The 22,988-nt window shown below is 34.1% G+C and carries 14 protein-coding genes; 6 read left to right on the top strand and 8 right to left on the bottom strand.

Features of this window, described 5'->3' with window-relative positions:
• Positions 1-369 precede the first annotated feature (369 nt).
• The 6 genes from HNP99_RS14000 to HNP99_RS13975 all read left to right on the top strand — a co-directional run bounded on the left by HNP99_RS14000 (position 370) and on the right by HNP99_RS13975 (position 8,460).
• On the top strand, positions 370-2,979 hold the full coding sequence (locus HNP99_RS14000) for a DEAD/DEAH box helicase (protein WP_173854010.1): 2,610 nt from the start codon (positions 370-372) through the stop codon (positions 2,977-2,979).
• A 36-nt stretch (positions 2,980-3,015) separates the two neighbouring features.
• Positions 3,016-4,032 carry a helicase associated domain-containing protein gene (locus HNP99_RS13995; RefSeq protein ID WP_173854049.1) on the top strand — a complete coding sequence of 339 codons (1,017 nt, stop codon included), beginning with the start codon at positions 3,016-3,018 and terminating at the stop codon, positions 4,030-4,032.
• 499 nt (positions 4,033-4,531) lie between these two features.
• Positions 4,532-5,674 carry an MBL fold metallo-hydrolase gene (locus HNP99_RS13990; RefSeq protein WP_254596867.1) on the top strand — a complete coding sequence of 381 codons (1,143 nt, stop codon included), beginning with the start codon at positions 4,532-4,534 and terminating at the stop codon, positions 5,672-5,674.
• A gap of 284 nt (positions 5,675-5,958) precedes the next feature.
• Positions 5,959-6,873: a helix-turn-helix domain-containing protein gene (locus tag HNP99_RS13985; protein ID WP_173854009.1), complete on the top strand. Its 915-nt coding sequence runs from the start codon at positions 5,959-5,961 to the stop codon at positions 6,871-6,873.
• Positions 6,874-7,023: 150 nt separating this feature from the next.
• Positions 7,024-7,836, top strand: coding sequence for an SDR family oxidoreductase (locus HNP99_RS13980; protein ID WP_173854008.1), 813 nt, complete (start codon positions 7,024-7,026; stop codon positions 7,834-7,836).
• Between the two features lie 213 nt (positions 7,837-8,049).
• Complete coding sequence (locus HNP99_RS13975) at positions 8,050-8,460, top strand: c-type cytochrome (protein ID WP_173854007.1); 411 nt, start codon at positions 8,050-8,052, stop codon at positions 8,458-8,460.
• Positions 8,461-8,463: 3 nt separating this feature from the next.
• Here the strand turns inward: HNP99_RS13975 and HNP99_RS13970 are convergent, their stop codons facing one another.
• The 8 genes from HNP99_RS13970 to HNP99_RS13935 form a co-directional block, all read right to left on the bottom strand.
• Complete coding sequence (locus HNP99_RS13970; protein ID WP_173854006.1) at positions 8,464-9,105, bottom strand: nucleotidyltransferase family protein; 642 nt, start codon at positions 9,103-9,105, stop codon at positions 8,464-8,466.
• Positions 9,095-9,856 (bottom strand): xanthine dehydrogenase accessory protein XdhC, encoded by a 762-nt coding sequence (xdhC, locus tag HNP99_RS13965; protein WP_173854005.1) that lies wholly within the window; start codon positions 9,854-9,856, stop codon positions 9,095-9,097. Before xdhC ends, HNP99_RS13970 begins: the two co-directional genes overlap by 11 nt.
• A 357-nt stretch (positions 9,857-10,213) precedes the next feature.
• On the bottom strand, positions 10,214-12,397 hold the full coding sequence (locus HNP99_RS13960) for a xanthine dehydrogenase family protein molybdopterin-binding subunit (protein ID WP_173854004.1): 2,184 nt from the start codon (positions 12,395-12,397) through the stop codon (positions 10,214-10,216).
• Entirely contained in the window at positions 12,397-12,858 is a 462-nt protein-coding gene (locus HNP99_RS13955; protein WP_173854003.1) for a (2Fe-2S)-binding protein, read from the bottom strand. The genes HNP99_RS13960 and HNP99_RS13955 overlap by 1 nt, the downstream gene beginning before the upstream one ends.
• Positions 12,859-13,475: 617 nt before the next feature.
• The gene (locus HNP99_RS13950; RefSeq protein WP_217424426.1) at positions 13,476-18,152 is read right to left on the bottom strand and encodes a hypothetical protein; all 4,677 of its coding nucleotides are present in this window, start codon (positions 18,150-18,152) and stop codon (positions 13,476-13,478) included.
• Positions 18,153-18,256: 104 nt separating this feature from the next.
• Positions 18,257-20,716: a TonB-dependent receptor gene (locus HNP99_RS13945; protein ID WP_173854002.1), complete on the bottom strand. Its 2,460-nt coding sequence runs from the start codon at positions 20,714-20,716 to the stop codon at positions 18,257-18,259.
• 13 nt (positions 20,717-20,729) lie between these two features.
• Complete coding sequence (locus tag HNP99_RS13940) at positions 20,730-22,073, bottom strand: PKD domain-containing protein (RefSeq protein WP_173854001.1); 1,344 nt, start codon at positions 22,071-22,073, stop codon at positions 20,730-20,732.
• Between the two features lie 54 nt (positions 22,074-22,127).
• Entirely contained in the window at positions 22,128-22,970 is an 843-nt protein-coding gene (locus HNP99_RS13935; RefSeq protein WP_173854000.1) for a hypothetical protein, read from the bottom strand.
• Between the last annotated feature and the right edge of the window lie 18 nt (positions 22,971-22,988).

Genomic DNA, 22,988 nt, shown 5'->3' with positions numbered 1-22,988 from the left:
TCCAGCTATGCGTTACAATCTTTTGGCAAGGCTAAAAAACGCCTTTCCAAAAGGATTTCCACTGCTATCTGGGCTAGGGATTTTGGGATTAAAGAAATTTTTTTTTAACATAACTTTGTTTTACACAATATGTATGTGAAAATTTTCATTGTTTTATCTTACATTAGCATAATGATTAAAGTATCATAGGTGTGATACTCTTACACACAGAACTGGGTGGCTTTGTATGATTTTGTCACAAATATAAAGGAGTTATCGTTCACTGTAAAATCCAACCGCACAAACAGAAAATTTGGTTTTAACCGACACGAAAACCAACGCTAAAAAACCAAAAGAGCTGTTTTTTTTGCCAACGCACAAAAAAAGAAAATGACAGAGTACAAGAACATACTGACAGAACTTATCAAGAACAAAGAAACATGGAGAGAACTAAAAACTGAGCTCTCAAAGTACAATGTACATTCAACAGAGACAGCCAAGAAAGACACAAGGGCAGGTAAAATTTTCGAAGTTTTCACAAAAAACTACTTTCTTGTTTCTCCAACCGAAAAAGACAATTTTAAAAATGTTTGGCTTTTTGAAGAAACTCCGCTTGAAGTCCGAAACAAACTCAATTTAGGCAATCAGGATTATGGGGTTGACTTGGTTCTACAAGATTTAGAAGACAAGTATTTTGTTGTTCAATGCAAGTACAAAAATGACGAATCCAGCAAATTAAATTGGTCAGCCGATAAAATCGCTAACCTTTTTGCTTTTTGTCCTAGTGCAGATGGATACATCGTTTTTTCCAATGCAATTGACCTAGACAATGTTTCAAAAACAAGGCATGACAATTTTACTTTTTACGGAGTTGCCAACTTAAATGAAATCGATATAGAGACATTCAACTCTATTAATAGTTTACTCACCAAAAATCATTTAACAGAAAGAAAGTTATTCGACCCACTTCCGCACCAAAAGATTGCAATACAAGAGTGTACACAATGGTTCACAGAAGGTGATGAACCAAGGGGTCAGTTGATTCTACCATGTGGAGCGGGTAAAACCTTTACAGCACTTTGGATTAAGGAAAAACTACAAAGTAAAAACACATTGGTGCTTGTGCCTTCTCTCGCTCTGCTTAGACAAATAAAAAATGAGTGGTCAAAACAGCGGAAAATAGTTTATCAGTATCTATGTGTATGTTCTGAAACAGACATTGACAAGGACACAACAGATACTGTTGTTACTCATACCTATGAAATTGATACAAGAGTTACTACTGATTCTGAACATATTAAATCCTTTCTTCTAAAACCATTTGATGAGAAAGTAATTTTCTCAACTTATCATTCCCTTCAAGTTATTGCTGACGCAATCAAAGAGATAGACTTTGAGTTTGATTTTACCTTTTGTGATGAAGCTCATAAAACGGCAGGTCTTGGAAATAATAAATTCAGCCTAGTTCATAATAACAATCGTATTCCTTCAAAATACAGATTATATGCAACTGCTACACCTAGAATTGTAAAAGAGTCATTGAAAAAGAAACTCGGAGAGGATTTAAAGTATGCTTATGATATGAACGACCCAGAAATATTTGGTTATGAGTTTCATAGAATGACGTTTAAGGATGCTATAGAACAAGAAATTCTTGTGGATTACAAAATTGTAGCAATCGGTGTAAATAGTGATGAGGTTAAAGAATATATTGAACAAAGAAAATTTATTGATAAAAATATTTCCATTGATGAATTAGCAAATAATTATGCTCTTGAACATATAATGGAAAAGTACAATGCAAATCATGGTTTAACTTTCCACTCAAGAGTAAAACTAGCTCAAGAATTTGCGATGAGACACGGGCAGTTATTTCCAGACACAAAAACGTTTTCGGTTAGCGGTGAACAGCCAACAAGTTTTAGAAACTTAGTACTTGAAGAATTTAAAAATTCAAAAAAAGCAATAGTTTCTAATGCGAGATGTTTAACAGAAGGTGTTGATGTACCTACCATTGACTTAGTTTACTTCTGTGACCCAAAAAACTCCAAAGTTGATATTGTGCAAGCGGTCGGAAGAGCACTGCGCAAGAAAGAAGGAAAGAAATTAGGTCTAATAGTTGTTCCAATCTATCATTCCAAAAATGACAGCCTAGAAAACGCAATAAGTACAAGTTCATTTAAAAATTTGCTGCAAGTTATTCGGTCTTTGTGCGACCAAGATGAAAGGCTTCAAGATGAAATTAATCTTATTGCCTACGGAAAAGGCACTAGAAAGATAAATAAGATTGACATTATCGGTTCAAGCTTTTTGGAACAACAAGACAAAATTATATTAGAAGGATTTGAAGAAAAGTTAAGAAAATCTCTTTTTGATCAAATTATAGAGAAGTCTTCTAATAATTGGGATTTATGGTTCTTGAATCTGAAAAACTATTTGAGAAGTAATAATCAAGAATATCCTAGCAAAAAGGATGATAAAGATTTATACAATTGGATTGCTAACCAGCGTAATAGAAAGAAAAACGGTACACTCAAGAATGAAGAACTGCGAAAATTAAATTCAATAAATTTTGCTTGGAGTATCATAGAATGGAAATGGGAAAAAATGTATTCGCAATTTCAAGAATATGCAAAGGACAATGTATTTCCACCATGTCAAGGTATAGATGACGACGAATTAGTTAAATGGTGTAAGTATCAATCAATTTGTGTAAGAGAAAACAAAATCATTTCCAAAGAACAAAAAAAACGTTTTCTTGCAATTGACAAAAGTTTTGAAGGTCCTTCAATCAGGAAAAAATGGTTTGAGCCATACAATGACCTTGTAAAATTCAGACAAGAAAAACCTTCGAAATGGCCCCAATATAATAGAGAAGATAGCACCTCTATCGAAAATAAACTCTATGTCTATTGCCAAACAATGAGAACCAGATATCGAGAAAATGATTTAGGTAACTTTTGGTTTGAAAAAATGGCTGAAATTGATTTCAATTTTTAAGGCAAGACTGATAATTGGACTCAATATTGGCATAGAATAAAGGAGACGCTAGAAAATCGCAATACCATTTCAATTGAAGAAATTGGAGGAAATGAATACTCATGGATTTATAGAAATCAAAAGAGATTTGAAGAAGGAACTCTTACTCATTATCAGTTTAAGAAAATAGAAGAGCTTAAACTTGACCGTTTCTTTGAGACTTGGGAACAAATCTTTGAAAAAATCAAGGAATGGATTAACAAGAATGGAAAGCTTCCAACTAGAACAACACAAAAAGACTATAATTCATGGCTTGGATCTCAAAGGTCAGTACACAAGAATGGGAGGTTGTCAAATGAACAGATTAAGGCTCTTCAATCAATCGGATATGATCTAGATGCTAAAGGAAAAGAAAATGAACGTGCTAGGTGGATTGAAATGTTTGAAAATGTAAAATCGTTAAAATCAGAAAAAGATAGTTGGCCAAAATTTGGTGTAAATGGAATTGAAGGGCGAATGTATAATTGGTGTCAGGCTCAACGTCAAGCACAAGCAGGCACACACTCAGGCGGAAAAAGAAAACCATTAGAACAATGGCAAGTATACAAACTTGAATCAATTGAATTTGTTTGGAATAATAAAGAAGATGATAAGACATGGGATGAATGGTTTCTGGAATTTTCACAATTGAACATAATAAATGGAAGTGTTAGCATTCCTTCAATGATAAATGGAAAAAGAAATTCACTTTATGCTTGGTGGGCTAAACAAAAATATGAGTATAAAAACGGAAATTTATTGCCAGTATACCTTCAAAAACTAAAGGACTTTGGTATTGATGAAGAAATTGCTTTAAAGTCTGGTTCTAAAGATGGTTTTACAAAATGGGCAAATATGATAAGAGAGATTGCAGAATTTATTAACAAAAATAATAACTATCCTAAAAATGGAAAGGACAGGCTCCAAAGTAATCTTTATCAATCCTTATCAAGGACAAAGAGAGCTTTTAAAGATAATAAACTAACAGATAGACAATTAAAGTTACTTCATGAACTTAAAATAGAATTAAACTGATGTCGAGCCCACGCTAAATCTCGCCCCAATCCGCAAACTGTAATTCCCAATTTTATTTTTAAACAGTAATTACATCGTGAACGCTGCGCAAATGTCTCTGACTTTGCGCCCATTCCTATTGACAATTACAGTAGTCAAGTCCGTTACTAGACAACAAAAACCACCAATAATAATCCTTTAAAATCAAATTTGTAAATCAATAAAAAGTGACGCACTGTACGTGATTGCCGCGTTCCTCGCAATGACCCAAATTGCGGATGCTCGTTGTGTATGCGTGTGTGAGATTCTTGCAGAATGACAAACTAGGTAGATTTGCTTTGCGTTCCGTTGAGTGCTTTTAAGCGTTAAAAATTATATATACTTCTATTTATTATAATCTTATAGGTTTAAACTATAAAGTATAAAATTCAAAAACCACCAATTTCAGCAATAAGCATACAACGAAAAGTAATTAGTATACAGCTATACCCTATAATTCGTTTAATTTTGTCCTAAATAAATGAAGAACAGAAAATTGAAACGAATTATAAAAAGAATCATGATACTAACGCTCCTAATAATTAGCCTTTTGGTAGTTGTTTATTTGGCTTTCACGAATTTCTATCCCAATTTTGGAGGAGATGTTTCGAAAGAAAAACAACTTGCGTACCAAAAATCGGCACAATACAAAAATGGAAAATTCAATAATACCAAGGCCGTTCCCAAAGAACTTAGCTTTTCGGAAAAGTTAGATGTGGCTTATTATTTTTTTACTAACAAAGTAAAAAATGGCCGACCAAAAGAAGATTTAAAAGTCCAAAAAATCGATTCGATTGATGTAGCCGATTACAAAGGAAAAGCACGATTGGTGTGGTTTGGACATTCGGCTTTCTTATTACAAATGGATGGCAAAACGATTTTGCTAGACCCGATGTTTGGTAAAGTCGCAGCACCGCACCCAATGCTAGGTGCCGACCGTTTTAATGCCGAATTGCCTATCGCTATCGAAAAATTACCGCATATTGACGCCGTGATCTTCTCACACGACCATTACGATCATCTCGATTATGAAACGGTTATGAAGATAAAAGATAAAACGAAACACTTTTACACACCGCTTGGCGTTGGCGAGCACCTAAAAGCCTGGGGAATTGAAACTTCCAAAATATCCGAACTCGATTGGTGGCATGATATTCAATTTGATAGCTTAACTTTGAGTTGTACACCAGCCCAACATTTTTCAGGTCGAAAGTTAAACAATGGGCAGAGTACGCTGTGGTGTTCGTGGGTGATTCAGTCCAAAGAGGAGAAATTATTTTTTAGTGGTGACAGCGGCTACGCATCGCATTTCAAAGAAATTGGCGATAAATACGGCCCTTTCGATTTGGCTTTAATGGAATGTGGGCAGTACAACGACAAATGGTCCGACATACACATGATGCCCGAAGAAACCGCTCAAGCAGGTGTTGATGTTCAAGCTAAAAAAATCATGCCGATACATTGGGCAGGTTTCAAACTGGCAATGCACGATTGGAAAGACCCAATCAACCGAGTACAAGCCAAAGCCAAAGAGCTAAATCTAGAAGTAATCACGCCAAAAATTGGACAAGAAATTTTAGTACAAGGAAACAGTACCTACAGCAATTGGTGGCAAAATTTATAATACACAATGAATTAGGTACGCAGATGACGCTGATTCACTATCGCGAAGACACAGATAAAGACAGATTTCTAATTAATAGTATTATGCTTTTAAACAGTCCTATTGTCAGTTCGAGCGAAGTCGAGAACCACGCATTGCATCTCAACTGCGCTCGATTTGACAAAATTATATTGCATTTGTTAAAAAATCCGTTTTTATCAGCGTTTGAAAATCCGTTTAATCCGCGTTCCATTTTTGCTCAATGTTGCTACAAAGAAACAGTCATTTAATTTTATTCGAAATCTATGAAGGAAATCATCACGATAAACACCATCTCTGAACTGCATGACTTTTTTGGTTTAGAAAAGCCAAAGCATCCACTCGTTTCGGTGGTTCGCTTGGCCAAAGAGTTGAAAGATTTAGAAATTGAAAAATTCAAATATTCGGTAGGTTTGTACCAAATTAGTCTAAAAGATAATTGCCCTTTTACCATCACCAATTATGGCAGAAACTCTTATGATTACCAAGAAGGTTCAATGGTTTTTATGGGGCCAAATCAAGTTTTGGAAGTAGAAAAACAAAATGTAAATCGCGAAGACACCGGCTGGAGTATTGTTTTTCACCCGGATTTAATTCGAAAATCAGAATTGGGAAAGCAAATCGAAAAGTATTCTTTTTTTGAGTATTCATCGAATGAAGCGCTGCATCTTTCAGACGAAGAGCGACAAACGGTAACTGAAATTGCCTTGAAAATTGAACGCGAATACAACAGCAACATCGATGCGCACAGTCAGACTTTAATCATTTCGAATATAGAGCTGTTACTCAATTACTGTTTGCGATTCTACGACCGTCAGTTTTTTACCCGTACCAATCTGAATCAGGATTTTGTGAGTCAATTTGAGCAAGTAATAAAGGAATATTATAAAACCAATAAACAAATTGAATTGGGAATCCCAACAGTCCAATATTGCGGCGAAGCGATGAATATGTCGCCCAAATATTTAAGTGATTTGTTGCGAAAAGAAACCGGCCAAAGCACGCAAGATCATATTCATCAATTTATAATCGAAAAAGCCAAAAACCAGTTGCTCAATTCCAAAGAAAGCGCTAGCGAAATCGCCCATGCATTGGGATTTGAATACCCGCAATACTTTAGTAAAATGTTCAAAAAGAAAACGGCTATGAGCCCGAACGAGTATAGGCAAAGCTTGAATTAAGCAACGTTCTGTTTGGCTACACCCAAATAATCCGGTTTTTACTGTAATTAATTTATGCTTTTGCCTTTTAAAAATAGGCATCAGTATAGCTGGTTATTGCCAAATAAGAACCACAAATCCTTAGCAATTAAAACATAAAATAATATTAGTATGAAAAAGACAATTTTTATAACCGGAGCTTCTTCTGGTTTAGGAAAAGCTGCAGCTTTACTTTTTGCAAAAAATAACTGGAATGTTATCGCTACCATGAGAAAACCAGAAAACGAAACAGCACTCGCTGAAGTAGCAAACATAACGCTTTTGCCATTGGATGTTACCAATGTGGAGCAAATCGAGGAAACGGTAAAAAAGGCCTTATCATTTGGCAAAATAAATGTGGTTTTTAACAATGCAGGCTACGGACTGGCTGGCCCATTTGAAGGAGCAACAGATGACCAATTAACAAATCAATTGAACACCAATCTTTTGGGTGTAATGAGAGTAACACAACAGTTTTTACCACATTTTAGAGAAAACAAAGCGGGTACATTTATAACAACAACTTCTATTGGCGGTTTGATTACGTTGCCTTTTAATTCGGTTTATCACGCTACAAAATGGGCGTTGGAAGGTTGGAGTGAAAGTTTGGCATTCGAATTAAAAGAATTTGGAATCACAGTAAAAACAGTTTCACCAGGCGGAATTGCTACTGATTTTGCGGGTCGTTCCTTAGTGATGACACAACATCCTGCTTACCAAGAACAGATGCACAAAGTCCTATCCGTTTTTATGGATCCAGAAAGAGCCAAAGATTATTCAACACCGGAACAAATTGCAGCTGTCGTTTATGAAGCCGCAACTGACGGAAAATCAACCTTACGCTATGTTGCTGGCGCTGATGCAAAAGCAATGTACGCGCAGCGAAACGAAGTAGGTGACGAAGCTTTCAGACAAGGAATTGAAAATGTTTTTTATAAAAAATAAAAAAGGGAAATGCCACCAAGAACAACATTCTTCTTCGGTGGTGTTTTTATAAAAATCCAGTTCTTTGCTTTTAATCGGCTTGGTTGATATAAGTTGTTTTGTTTACCCGTTACTAACTGAAAATTATCAATCCTATGACATACCCTACCGATGGCTTGGTTTTTGAGTAGTTTTTACTATAAATGAAAAATTAAATTAAAAACGCATTAGAATATGAAAAAATATATCGCAGGAATGGCCGTTGCCGCTTTTATGTTGTTTAGTTTCAGTTCGGTTCCTACTTACCAAGATATTAAAGTAAGTCCAGAACAAGCAAACAACGGAAAATCGATTTACAACAAAGTCTGTATGTCGTGCCATCAAATGAATGGTACCGGAATCACAGGTGCTTTTCCACCTTTGGCAAAGTCAGATTACTTAAACGCCGATGTCAACAGAGCGATCAAACAAATTTTGAATGGTTCGAATGGTCCCATAACTGTCAACGGTAAAAAATACACTACGCCAATGCCAAAGCAAGAATTGTCAGACCAGCAAGTCGCAGATGTGCTTACGTATGTATACGCGAGCTGGGGTAATAACAAATCAGTGGTAACGCCAGAAATGGTAAAAAAATTAAGATAGTTATTATATAGAAGCTTCTACATTTTGAGTATAATTTTCCCAATCTGCAGGCGTATTGAGATTACGAATTATAGAAGAATCCTGAACAGCAACTACGGTACACTGTTCAGGATTCTTTTTTTTTATTTGAAAATCCAATCGAGAATGTTCGTCTGTTGTATTTAATTGCAACAACGGGTTCCAAAACAGAGCTGATAACTGAATGGGATGCCCATTTTTTCCTTCGAATTGCGGTTGGACAATCGTATTGGTAGTACTAATTATTTGTTCTAGCTCTGCGATGTTCAAAATAGGAACATCAATCGGCTGAATTAAAACAGTTTGATTTTCGGGAATTTGTGCCAAAACGGCTTGTAAAGTCGAAAAAGAGCCTTTTTCTGGAGTAATGTTTACAATAACTTTGACTTTTAAATTATTGTATTTTACAAAACGGTGTTGTGCCTCTTTGAACCAGGGAACTACGCTAAAATAATCTTCGTGATAATAACCTAGACCAATATATACTGTTGTAATAGATGAATTAGCAATTCGATTGAGCTGTTCTAAAATCCAAATCGTTTTATTATACACCAATAAACCTTTGGGAAAACCCATTCTTTCTGACTTCCCTCCTGCCAACAGTATATAAGCAGTTTCATTTTCCATAATAAACCTTCAATAATTCAGAAGCAATGCTAATGGCAATTTCTTTGGGGGTATTTCCCCCCAAGTCTAGTCCAATTGGACAATGTACTGGCGCAATACCTTCTGCCATTCCCAATTCTTTTATCAACATAGCATTGAATCTATTTTTCTTGGTCTTGCTGCCAATCAAACCAATGTATTTAGTTTGGGAAGCCAAAGCCAAAGCGGTTATTTCAAAATCCAATTTGTGGTCGTGGGTCATAATTACCGCATAGCAGTTATCGCCCCAGCCCACGGTTTGTTTGTATAAATCAAACGGTTCATTGTGGTATGCTATTGAAGAATCAATGGCAATGATTTCTTGCCAGTTTTCTCTAGTATCATACAGATGAATCCCAAAAGGGGTGTCTTTCATAATGTCGCAAAGAGCAACGCCAATGTGGCCTGCGCCAAATAAATGCAACTGAGGAGATTGATTCATAGGTTCAATTAATAAGGCTACTTTTCCACCACAACATTGTTCAAATTCGGGGCCTAAAGTATAACTAAAATATTTTGTTTTATTCTCTTTTATCGCTGTTACAGCTTCAGCTATAACTTGAAATTCTAGTTTTCCGCCGCCTATAGTGCCGTAAAATTCTTTATGATTTACGACAATCATCTTTGCACCTAATCTACAAGGTGCTGAACCCAAAATATGAGTGACAGTTACCAAAGCTACCGGAGTATTTTTGGTTTTGAAATCTTGTAATAAGGCAAGCCAATTGTTCATTTAAATCTTGTTTGGTATAAAATGATTATTTTAACAATTAAGAAAATCAGGTTTAATGAATCTTTATTTCTTAATGGTTTATGATTTCAAAGTCCTACTGAGTAACTGTTCAGTACTGATGTTTCTTTAAAATTAATTGCCTCCAGCTTTAGCTGGGGTGAAATTGGTATTATTTAAAATTGGCTTTAGCCAAATAAAACAATGCTTTGGGCTAAAGCCTTTTTTGTGTTCTTCATTTTTGCTCCAGCTAAAGCTGGAGGCAATTGAAAAATAGTATACAACTTACTTGCTGCAAAATTGTCAATAGTTTGATTTTACTACCATTTTTACTAGTTAATAGTATAAAGGTTTGACGATCTAAACCAATTCATAATCAGCCAAGGGTAAATTGCGATAACGTTTACCAGTCAATTTAAAAATAGCATTTACAATTGCAGGAGCAATCACAGGAACACCCGGCTCACCCACTCCTGTTGGTGGTGCAGTACTTTCTACAATTTCGACCTCGATTTTAGGAGCTTCATTCATTCGAACCATTCGATAATCACCAAAATTACTTTGCTCAATCGCACCGTCTTTGGCGGTTATTTTTCCGTAAAAAGCGAGTGACATTCCAAAAATAGCAGCACCTTCCATTTGTGCGATAACCGTGTTTTTGTTGACTACTATTCCGCAATCAATGACGGTATTCACTTTGTGAATTTTTACAATACCCTCTACCATAGAAACTTCAACAACTGAGGCTACATAAGACATGAAACTATAATGAACGGCCAATCCTTGAGCGTGCCCTTCTGGAAGCGGCTTGCCCCAACCCGCATTTTCTGCTGCTTTTTTCAACACATTCTTCAATCGAGTAGCACTGAATTTATTGCTTTTATCGTTTTCTGGAGTGTTGTCTTCGCCTAATAATTTTAGATTAAAAGCCAAAGGATCTTGGTTTGCGGCATGGGCCAACTCATCTGTGAAAACATTGATCGAAAATCCGTGCGGAATGTTAATTACTGAGCGCAACCATCCAATTCGTACCATGGCAGGCGCTTGACCTACTTCGATTTGAAAGTTTTTAATACCGAAAGGAACTTCAGAAGCCGATTCGATTTCCCAACCATTTGGATAATCTGCCGTAGGATCAAAAGTTGATTTGATAGGTGGAAAAGCAAAACGATGCAACCAACCGGTTACATTTCCTTTTTCGTCCAGCGACGCTTTCATATATTGTGCACTTACGGTGTGATAATAACCGTGTTGCGTTTCATCTTCTCTAGTCCAAACTACTTGAACGGGGGCTTTTATGGATTTGGATATTATAGCTGCTTCAACCACATAATCAGGTTTTGATTTTCGGCCAAAACCACCACCTAGTAAGGTAACGTTGATGATTACTTTTTCATCATCAAATCCCAAATAGTTTTTTACTTCTTCGTGTGCTGCTTGTGGGTTTTGCGTTGGGCACCAAACTTCACAGCTGTTTTCCTTGACCCAAGCCACAGTGTTGGGCACTTCCATGGGTGCGTGTGACAAATGCGGCAATTGGTAGGTACTCTCGATCACTTTCGCGGAAGCGGTAAAAGCGGCTTCGATATTACCTCTGGTTTTACTCACCACACCAGGTTTGTGGACGTTTTCGGTTAACATTTCCATGTATTTAACCGAATCATAACTGCCATTTTTACCATTATCCCATTCGATAATCAAAGCTTCTTTTCCTTTAAACGCAGCCCAAGTGTTGGTTGCTACAACTGCAACACCGCCAAGTGCGCCAAAAGGAGTCTTAATGCGTTCAATTTCAAAAACAGCTTCGACACCCGGAATTTTCATGGCTTCGGTTTTATCAAAGGACTTTACCGTTCCAAAAGTTACTGGACATCTCGCAATGGCAGCAAATTTCATATTTGGCAAACGGAAATCGAGTCCAAAGACAGCGCTTCCGTTGGCATATTTTTCGACATCGATACTTTTTAAGTTTTTACCGATGTATTTAAAGTCTTTTGGATCTTTTAGAATAATATCTTTTGGTGCTTCAATGGTTTTGGCTATTTCGACCAAAACTCCAAAGCCAATTTTTTTACCGTTTTTATGGACTATAAAATGGTTTTCTGCATGACATTCTGATTCTGGAACCTTCCATTTTTGAGCGGCTGCCGAGATCAAAATCATTCGAGTCGTCGCTCCCATTTTTCGCATGGCTTCGTATAAATAACGCACAGAACGAGATCCATCAGTATTTTGATCACCGTATTTTTTGTGTCCAATGGCTTGCTCAACACTCACTCTATTCCAATCTGCTTCCATTTCGTCAGCAATGACAGAGGTTAGGGAAGTACGAACGCCATTTCCCATTTCAGAACGAGAAGCAACTAAAATTAAGTCACCGTTGGGTAGTAGTTCAACAAATAAATTGGGTTGAAAAGCACCTGCCAAAACGGATTCTGTTTCACTGGCAAACAAAGACAAATGAGAGCCAATGATCAATGCACCCGAAGTTAATCCTATATTCTTGATAAATGATCTCCTGCTTATGTTTTGAATATCCCTCATTATTTCTGTTGTTTTTTAAGTTCAACCGTATGATGAATGGCTTTTTTGATGCGTTGGTAGGTTCCGCAACGGCAAATATTTCCACTCATGGCGTCATCGATTTCTTCATCAGTAGGGTTGCTATTGGAATTTAATAAGGAAGTGGCAGCGATTAATTGACCCGGCTGACAAAATCCGCACTGCGGGACATTAAATTCGATCCATGCTTTTTGGAGTAATTGTAAGTTAGGCGTAGCTCCTTCTACCGTGGTTATTTCTTTGCCAACGGCAGCCGAAACTGGTGTCAAACAAGAGTAGGTAACTTCGTCATTAACTAAGATTTTACATGCACCGCAAGCTCCTACTCCACAGCCATATTTAGTTCCTGTAAGTCCCAATGTATCGCGTAATGCCCATAATAAGGGCATCTCTGGCGATGCGTCTAGACTGTGTTTCTTTTTATTAACTACTAATGTGATCATACCAAATTCTTTTAAATTTTAAGAAAGGTACAATTTAATCCTTTTATGAAGGTATTTTACCTTATTTTAAGATTAATTTATCATAAAGTCACTTTCAAAGCTGTTTTTCATCTAAAAAATTGCATCCATAATTTAAGTCAATACAATTTATAAAAAATCCAATGATTAGTTCGATCTAAGCTAAGCCCCTCCTATTACAGCTCGGCTTCGTTCCATGTACCAAAAACTAAATTGAGACTCGTTATTGGTAATAAAAATAATTCATTTGTGATTTAATTTTACGACTAAAAAGAGAAGATACAATGAAGTCGAAGTACTAGAACCTGCGATTGATTTAATCTGGAACAATGGCATTAAAAATAGACTTATTAATTTATTCATTTTATCTAAACCCTACCTTAAAACTGCATCCATTTAATACAGTTCTAGATTTATCAAATTACTAAACTTGTACAATAATTTGCAAAGTTTTAAATCCAAATCTATGACCAATAAAAAACACTTGCAAAAATATTTTGCAAGTGTTTAATAATTTTTTTATTCAATAATTTAAGACGAAACAAATTTAGTAAACTGTCTTTTTAAAATGATTAAAGCTATTTTTATAATATAACAATTTATCTAAACTTATTATTATTCCTAAACTTATAAGTATAATCAGTTGTCTTTTTATCTCCTGGTAATTGATACTGCATTGTTATTTCATAATCTCCATATCTCATAAATAGATAGTTGTTTTTTATAAAAAACTGAGCTAGTTCATAACTCTGTGTAATACCATTAATATAGTCATTAACTATTTGATTATTTAAATCAACCCAATCCGATTTGTAAACCAAAGGCATATTATACTTAAAAGGAAAATTACTTTTAGTCCAAGATTGGTTTATATCATTTTCAATACTTGTCATGTAATATGCATTTAGAGGTATTGCCTTTGATGGGATCACTCCTAACTCATCTGTATCTCTCGATTTGATAGAATAAACATTATTTATAGGGTAGTTTTTATATAAATAAGGATAAATATCTTTTAAATAATAATCATCATTTAATTTTGACTTAGCTGTAACAATAGGTTTATTATCACTATAATTCACTCCTTGAAGTTCAACCACATCAAAAGCTTCTTGACTAGAAATTGTATTAGTTAGGTAAATTACATCTGAATACAGCACTCCAAAATTATAACTTTGAGTGTTTATCGAATTCATTTTTGATGCAAATGTTTTGTATTTACTTGTACTAAATGAATACGATAATCGTTCAATAGTTCCATTGTCTTTTGAAAGATCGTCTGCTTGATTTTCTTTAATTTGAATATCATTTTCATCATTATTAATTGTGTTCACTTTTGCAGCTGTTGTATTATTTTTATCTTCTGCTATTTGTTTTAAACTACTAAAAATAGTAAAACCATACTTTTTTTCTTGACTAATATTTGGTAATTCGTAATAAACCTCGTTTGAACTTTTATCGTAGTTAAAAGCAGTCTCTTTTGAATTATTAGAACCTTCTTCATTTAACTTGATCTTCGTTTCCCAATTATTATCATCAAATAAATAATCTTGACCACGCGTTAACTGAATATATCCTTTTGGATATTCTTCCTCTAAAAAGTATTTCTGCTCCACAACAGGATACGAATATTGAATATTACTAAGCGGAATATAACTAGGGGCACCACCTGTAGTAAAAGACCTTTCTTCAAACTCTTTCGCTATTTGCCCATCAACTTTGATAGGTTGAAAAACACCGTTAGTCATCTTTTGAAAACTAACTTCAACTTGTACTTTAAACTCTTTATTTGGAGGTAAGATGTCAGTTGATACAAAGTTCGCTTTATCTTTAGTTAAATTCCATTTTAAAACACCAGGTATTTCAACTGTACCATCTAAAACTTTAAAACGTTCTAAAATAACTTTGTAGGTAACATCACCTTGGTCTTCAGGAATTATAAACGCTTCATTTACTTTCATAGAAAATGCTGCTTGTGGGATTACAAAAACATCTGTATCAGTTGCATTTTGTTTTGGAGTTAGATCTGTGATTAATTTGAGTCCTCCTAGAGGTGAAGCATTTTCAAACACACATTCTTCTCCAATTTCAAATTTAAAACGAAATTTACCCTTTATTAATCCGCCTAAAACGTTCATATTCCCTCCAACATAGCCACGCATCCATACTGGGTTTGGTAACTTAGCTTGCAACAATACTGCAGCTGCACCAGATATAATTGGAATCTTAAATTTCAAAAAAGATAATTTAACCCTAATACCTAATTCTCCTTGCAAGTAGGCATAAGATTGTCCGTTAGCATACCATCCATTTATCCCCACTTGATCTCCTGTATTTGAACATCTTGCTTCTTGATAATCTTTTAGCATAATATCAAATCCCATACCTGCTTGAAAACGGGCATAAAAAAGTAAGAAACTTAAGTCACCTGTATCAAATTCTAAGCTCGCTCCAAAGGCTAGACCTCCTCCATTTGCTAACTCGTTCTCGTCACGCATGTAATCTAATTCTTTAGCATCTACACCTAAAATTTGTGCCACTACTGCTGGTGGTGGTGGACTTCCAGGAAGTAATGTACCAGCCATAAAATAACTTGTAGTTTTTAAAAATACTCCAGCTACTCCTATTTTTATTCCACATCTATCATCTGGTGTTCCCATGTACATGTACCAATCCTTTGAATCTTTGTGAAAAACTCCCCAAACTGCTCGTCCACCCGGTCCTATACCTGATAAAAAGTTCCCTGGCGTATTAATATAAACATCTGTAGTGGCGTGTATCGAATTATTCTGAAAATCAAATTCAATAGCTGCTGCCATTTTAATTCCTACTTCAGCGGACAAGTCTCCAGGAATGGATTCTTTAGCTTTAGGAATATATTTACTAGCAAAAGATCCTTCAAGGTCAGTATCTTTTACCCCCATAAAACTTTTCTTTGCTTCAGCATTGGATGCAACTTTTGCCATTAAGCCTCCTATATTTTTTACTCCTGGAATCTTAGATATAACATTTGCTTTTCCAAAAATTGCTAACCTATTTATACCTCCTTTAGAATTAAAAGCAATTTCAAATCCAGCCTCACCATCACATACTGCTTCTGAACCAATATTAAAGTAAATTAATGCTTTTACTCCTAGACTAACTTTTTCATCAGGAGTATAACTCAATCCTGACGGAGAAAAATCTCCAATGGCTATATCTTCATTTCGATGCATTTTGTAATAGGCTCCTCCACCAAAACCAGTAATCATAAATGGTGATGGCACTGGAGGCCACTTTACAGCCGCATCAAAATACCAATATCTGAAGGTTGTTCGACCAAATATTGCTTTCGATTTTACATTAACTACACCAGCTACATCAACTTCTAGATCAGCATTAAATCCATTACCATATATGGGGTCTTTTTCCATTAAGATAAGACTTCCTTTTATGGTCAATCCACTAAATTTACAATTAATAGCAATAGCAGATAAATCTAAGCCGTCATACTTACACCTTTGCCTAAAACCATCATCATACATTTTCCCTTTTATCCCAATTCGAGCGGTTGCTCCTGCTCCAATAGCATCCATTAAGTTGATTCCTAAATCAAAATCAATACGTGAATCATCTCCATTGATTGCTACATTAATATTACCTATTGAAACGGGAAAATTACCAAAGGCAACTGTACCTTTATACCCCATATTTCGAACAGAAATAATAGGAGAAACGGTTTGTAATTGTAAATTTTCAAAAGATATTCCCTTAAAATCAACAGTTTGTTTCCCCTCTACAGCTTTATCATCTGTTGCTCCTTTATTAGTTCCAAATGAAATCGTACCATTCAAATTTGCTTTAGGTAAGAATTTCCCATTTGTCAACGTTAATTCAATAGAACTATTAGGGAGTAACAATGCTTTTGCTTTCCATATATCAAATGCAATTGAATCTTTGGTCACAACAATTAACTGTTGTTCTTTCATAGAGATAAACCCATTGTAATACAAACCCGCTCTATTGGTTTCTGGTGTTTTGACTACAGCTGTTGTTCCTGACGGAGTTGTTGCCGGAGTTACTGTTGCTGGAGCTTCCTTTTTTTCTGGAGCAGCTTTACTGATAGGTAAAAGTATTTGTCCACTCAGATTAGCCTTTACAAAAGTATTAGCCGCAATAGTTACATCTATATGATCTAATGAATAAGCCCAAGCTTTCTCTTTACTAGTAATACCTCTATCTAATGGAAAAACATTATCAGCATAAAAAGTTCCTGACACACCAAATTTATCAATAATAAGATTTTGGGCACCTACATGAAGTCGTTCGTTTTTTGAAGCGGTATCTGTAGTTTGAAATTCCTTGGGTAAACCTACATCAAATGCCTGTACAAATACTCCTTTCCAAGATTGTTCACTAGGTACTAAAAGAGCATTTTTAGCATAATATTCCGGGAAAATCACCGAAGGATCGTTCTTTAAATCACTTAAATCAAGTACAGCGTTACTTACTAAAAACTGAAAATTCCCTTCAAAATCTTTACCATTTCGTTTGTCCTTTAAGACAAAAGGTTGCAAACTAACATTCACTAAAATATCATTCCAGCTACTTGCAGTAAAACTAAATTCTCCTCTTACTCTATTAGGAATTTGCTTTGTTTTACCATTATAAAATGTTTTACTTACAGTCGTTTGCCCTTCATTTACTGTTTTACTTATAGGATCAATTGGTAGTATTAAATCTCTAGAAAATTCAACAGCACCAGAAATTTTCATTTCTTTGAAACCATCACAGTCAATTTTAACATAAGTCAAATCATTTATATTGCCAGTTGCCATATCAAAACCACCATATAAAGATAATTGCCATTTATTCTCGCTAAAAGGGATATCAACATTACCTAGTAATACTAATTTAGCTTCGCCAATAATACCTCCTGAATGTGATAATTTAATATTATCTGCACCAAAAAACAGTTGCATCGGTTGTCCGTTTTTATCTTTTTGCGGAATATCTACCCTACAAAAAACAGTCAAAGTAGTATACTCAGCCGAAAAAACAGCTTTTGTAATTCCTATAGAATACTGAACATTATTCACTGTATTGCGAACTCCAATAGGTAACTCAACCAAATCCTGATTTGAAAACTTATCTACCCATCGATCAGCAGCCTGAATCTTTTCAATAGCGCTAGAAGCCGCTCCAACTTCTTTAGGAGTATCTTCTTGTCCATAAAAGAAAGCAATATTAAAAAGGAAAAATAATATTGATAAATGTATTCTAGAAAACTTTTTCATAAGCATAACCTTTATTGTTTGTGAAGGATAGTATCAGCTAAACTTCTCTAAATATTATTGAAAGCAATATTCTAAGTGATAATTAAAGAATTTGCAGTTTTTTATTAATTATATCTCAAAAATTTAAATTCAACTTCATCACCTGTCACATTATTAGTTGCTAGAGTATGGTAAAAAGGAATCAATTTTATTTTTAATTTTTCAATTATTTCACCCTCCGTCTTTTTCTCTTTTATTAATTTAAAGAATGTGCTCAACTCTTGTTTATTAAAATTAGAAAGGTTTTCATTTAAATGAAATTCGTCAACACTCGTAGCTGCAAGTCCCGATAACTCTTTTAACATCCATCTATGAACTAATAACGGTGCTAATTTTTTGTTTTTTCTATCCACTAATTTTAAGTACGAATTATAACTCACCTTATTCGTTACATCATTTTCAGCCACACCATGCATTTTATGTTTATTAACAGCCCCTAAAGCAATAACATAACCGTTTTCAAAAATTTCATCTTTACGAATCATTTCTTTTTGTAAGCTCTTTAAAGTTTTAGAAATGTATTCATTATAGCTATCTAAAATAGAGTTGTTTGCATCATATGCTTCTAAGTAAAGAATTGCCTTTTCTTTAAAACTTTTATCATCAGGAGTTAAAGATGTTAATAATAACAAATGGGCTAGCTCGTCAATATCCTCTTTAGGCATAGGTCGTAATGCATCTTGCAATGTTGTTAATTGTTTTAAAATTTCATTACGAGTACCCTCATAAGTATGTTCTTGATAGCTAATTTTAAAGATGGGATCAGCTGCTATTTTTTCTACTTTTTCCCTTTGCCTTCTTTCAGGTAACTTTAATTTATCAATAGTGTAAGCATAGTTAAAATTAGCCGTTAAATCATTGTTTTTTGCAGCACTTGAGCTACTTCTAAATAAAGAAATAACACTCATATTAAAACTATGTTTCTTGATTAATAGATAACTACTATTCGCTTTTATTCCAAAAACTGAACTGGAGTTTCCGTCTCCTTGAGAATTATTGTATAGTAAGCCAAAGTTTACATTAAGTTGGTCTTTTAATAACTTTTTTGAAGCACCCACGGATGCCCCAGCCGAAGAGTTATTAGCAATACCTACTTGATTATTGGTGTAATTTAGGGAACTATTTAAACTAATTTTGATAGCCATAAAATTTATAGAATGAGCTAAATTATAGTTTTGTATAGTACTGGCTTGACCCCTTCTAATAATTCCACCTTGCTCATTTGCTTGTCCTGCAATACTATAGTTTAAATTTAAGTTTTGATTCTTTTTTTGTCCAAATATATAAGAAACATTCATATTTGCATTTTGAGATAATTGCCTGTAATTTAAAGTATCAGCAGGCACAACATTAGGATTATTAATTAACTCAAACTGATCTAACTTTTTATTAGTATAAGTTGAAAAATTAGAGTAGCTACCAGTAAAATTAATTTTATCATTAACCGCATAATTCATATTAATCGATCCTACAACACGTTTTGTCATTTGCTTTTTAGTATTCGATAAATCATCTTTTTGAAAACCTAAACTACTAGAAACATTAATTTTATTTTGATAAAAAGGTCGCGAAAAACGCAACGAAATATTTTCTAAATCATTATTAAAATATAATGCTCCTAAAGTGTTGTAATTAGGATCAACTCTTTCGTACGTTAAACCTATTTTACTTTTTTGGATACTATAATCAAAATTTAAATTTAAAGCATTTAAAAAACTGGTACTCTCTTTAGCTCCAAATATTTTATCTTTAAAGCCTCCTCCCGAAATTTTTGTAGCTCTAGTATCATCTGTAAGAACGGATAACGCATATTCAACATTAAAATTCAAATTTTTCACTAAAGAACTGCTAAAAATAAAACTATTTACAAAATTCTCTTTTGGTGTAACCCCTTTATCTTCATTCAAAAAACCAAGAGAATTGCTATTATCTTTGGCATAAAAGCCTATCCATCCTACTTTATATTTTTCTTTTTCAAAACCTATTTTAGCTCCGTAACCAAACCTTTGGTACACAGGTACGCCTCCTAAAGCTTCGTCCTCAGAAACTGCTTTTAGTAATTGTCCTCCCATTAAACTTATTTTAAAAGGACTTTGAGGGGTAAGCTCTAACCCCAATCCCTTAAATGGAAAACCACTTAAAGTATAGGGTGAAAAAGTCATACTTGCATTTCCAATATAAGCTTTTACCCATTTGTATTTTGGCATGATGCTTAACCTATTAAAATCAAATGGCGCTGTATATCCCAATTTATCTCCTTGATTTGTTACACTATAAAATAGCGGAACATTAAAACTAAAAGCACTAATATTAATATTTCCTGAAAGTAAATAAGTAAAAGGCGCACGTGAATTTTGTTCACTAGAGTGATAATACATTCCATTTGCATTTACCGTACCTGTAACTTTAAACTTTGGCTCGTAAAAATGTTCTAAATCTATAGCTTGAGCATAACTTTTATTAGCTATACTACAAAATACAATGACAAACAACCAAAACAGACTTTTCAAACTACCTCCTTTCATCTATCGCTAGTAATTATTGCTTTTGTATTTTTATATCAATCAAAATGTAAGAACTGGTTCCGTTTTTTACCATATCTTTTATTTTAATAGCCCCTTTTTTACCTTCTTGTGTTTTAAACAAAATAATTCTTGGATAGGTTAAACCAAATTCTTGATAACCACCCGCAGTATATTCTATATTTAAAGATTTTAAAGGAGTATCATTTACCATTGCATCAAATTGACTTTCAGTAAAGTTTAAACCGCAATTACAACCACTTTGAGAATTAACAAAAATTGTGTTTTGAGCATTTTTAAGAGTCAAAAATCCATTGCTACTTGCTTGATCTGGTGAAATAAACTTGTTATAAGTAAAATTGCTATTTAAACCCTGAAATACAATATCAATCAAATTACTATTGTCATTTGTGATCTCATTAGCCTTATAAACCGTTCTAGTAATTGTAGAAAACATAGCACCAATAGTATTGTTATTATGTGCTGCATTTGTACCTAACTTAATATTTGTAAAAACACGAAGGTTAGTATTTGCCTTTACATCTATAATGCGGGTGAAAACTTGGCTTGTTTTATCATTGAACGCTTCTAGACTTATTTCATGGCTTCCAGGAGTTGTAAAAACTACTGTAGGATTTTCATCTGTAGAGGTCGCTGGTAATCCGTTTTGAAAGGTCCATTTATAATATGTTGCACTAATTGATGAATTAGTCAACATTATCTTTACCGGAGCTTCATAATCATCATCCTCAGTTGCTGGCTCATAGGTAAACATACTAACCAAATAAGGGTTTACATTGATAGTTTGAATCTGGGTTTCGTTCTCAAAACCATTAGATACCGTTAAACTAATCTTGTGGTCACCCGGACTAGTAAAAATAACATTAGGAGGTGTTTTACCTATAAATTGTGTAGGTGTTCCTCCTTCAAAATCCCAGCTGTAAAGGAATCCTTCACCAACGGTATTATTTGTTACTACAACTTCAACCGGTGAATAATTACTTTTTAGCACTTCATTAGAAAATTGAATATCGATACCGTCTTTAACAACAATTGTTTTAGTAAACTCTTTCGTTTCGCCATCAACATTTGTCACTGTTAATTTTATAGAATAAGTACCTACTTTTTCATATAAAATTTCTCCAGGATCTTTAGAAGATGATGTGCTAGGACTACCTCCTTCAAAGGTCCATTCATAGGCATCTGCTCCAGTAACTTTATTACTGATCAATATGTTTACAGGAACTGATTCATCGCCTCGAACAAATGAGGTTGTAAAATCACCTTCAATAACTATTGCCGTTTCTTGATAACAAGCCGTAAAAACAATTAATACTAATACAAGTAAAGTTTTTTTCATTCTAATTTATTTAAAACATTACAAATTAAAACTTGCAATGTTTTTTATAGCTTCTTAATTATTTTTATGGTGCCCTAAAGTATAACCACTACCTACTAATACCCTTACAATATTCATAGCTGTTATATCTTTGCTCATTTTATACCCCGTAGGATTCCCTCGATTATCAAATGCAGCTTTAAATACTTTCTTATCAAGGGTCATCATTTCTTGATTTAAAAATTTATCATAACCTGATACCATCGCTGCTTTAGCATACCAAGTAGCAATTAAATAATTGTCTACATCTAGTACCTCATACATCAATTCCCCATTTTTAGCAGGTGAAGTCATCTTAATAACTGCAATTTTCTTATCCTTAGGATCTTGGTTTTGCGCTTTAACACTATAAATGTTACCGTAATCATCAATTGTTAATTGATAACTATCTGCAATTTTATTTGTATTATCTATGTTTTGCTGCTCCCCTAAATATTTTACCGAAATCCCTGTTGGTTCGCTATTGATAAAACGCTCTAATTCCTCAATATTAAGACCATCAATTGTCAAATAATTACGATCTAAAAGTTCATACGCCACACTTCTATCATAATTAAAACCACTAAATTTTCGGCTTTTAAATTCGATTTCGTTTGACTTTCCTGTTGCATCATTGGTAAGAACAATCCAGGGTAACGCCATTACAGTGGCATTGGGGTTGACTGGCTTACTCTTTAACTCCGCAGTTATAGCATAGGTTTTATCTAGACTAAAAATTTTAAAAACGGGTTTTTTTCCTTCAATAAAACCAATCGTTTTTTCATCCAATTTTATTTCTCCTTTATCAACTTTTAACTTTTGTGCAAAAACACCAAAATTTACTAATACGACTAAGACCGTTATTACAATTTTTTTCATAATTATTATTATTTTATC

This window comes from Flavobacterium gelidicaeli, assembly GCF_013294005.1.
GTDB lineage: Bacteria > Bacteroidota > Bacteroidia > Flavobacteriales > Flavobacteriaceae > Flavobacterium.
This window is presented reverse-complemented; position numbering and strand designations above follow the sequence as displayed.

Excerpts from the sequence above, each read along its gene's own strand:
- HNP99_RS14000 (WP_173854010.1), top strand. The coding sequence starts at position 370 with ATGACAGAGTACAAGAACATACTGACAGAACTTATCAAGAACAAAGAA.
- HNP99_RS13990 (WP_254596867.1), top strand. The coding sequence starts at position 4,532 with ATGAAGAACAGAAAATTGAAACGAATTATAAAAAGAATCATGATACTA.
- HNP99_RS13985 (WP_173854009.1), top strand. The coding sequence starts at position 5,959 with ATGAAGGAAATCATCACGATAAACACCATCTCTGAACTGCATGACTTT.
- HNP99_RS13980 (WP_173854008.1), top strand. The coding sequence starts at position 7,024 with ATGAAAAAGACAATTTTTATAACCGGAGCTTCTTCTGGTTTAGGAAAA.
- HNP99_RS13975 (WP_173854007.1), top strand. The coding sequence starts at position 8,050 with ATGAAAAAATATATCGCAGGAATGGCCGTTGCCGCTTTTATGTTGTTT.
- HNP99_RS13970 (WP_173854006.1), bottom strand. The coding sequence starts at position 9,105 with ATGGAAAATGAAACTGCTTATATACTGTTGGCAGGAGGGAAGTCAGAA.
- xdhC (WP_173854005.1), bottom strand. The coding sequence starts at position 9,856 with ATGAACAATTGGCTTGCCTTATTACAAGATTTCAAAACCAAAAATACT.
- HNP99_RS13960 (WP_173854004.1), bottom strand. The coding sequence starts at position 12,397 with ATGAGGGATATTCAAAACATAAGCAGGAGATCATTTATCAAGAATATA.
- HNP99_RS13955 (WP_173854003.1), bottom strand. The coding sequence starts at position 12,858 with ATGATCACATTAGTAGTTAATAAAAAGAAACACAGTCTAGACGCATCG.
- HNP99_RS13950 (WP_217424426.1), bottom strand. The coding sequence starts at position 18,152 with ATGAAAAAGTTTTCTAGAATACATTTATCAATATTATTTTTCCTTTTT.
- HNP99_RS13945 (WP_173854002.1), bottom strand. The coding sequence starts at position 20,716 with ATGAAAGGAGGTAGTTTGAAAAGTCTGTTTTGGTTGTTTGTCATTGTA.
- HNP99_RS13940 (WP_173854001.1), bottom strand. The coding sequence starts at position 22,073 with ATGAAAAAAACTTTACTTGTATTAGTATTAATTGTTTTTACGGCTTGT.
- HNP99_RS13935 (WP_173854000.1), bottom strand. The coding sequence starts at position 22,970 with ATGAAAAAAATTGTAATAACGGTCTTAGTCGTATTAGTAAATTTTGGT.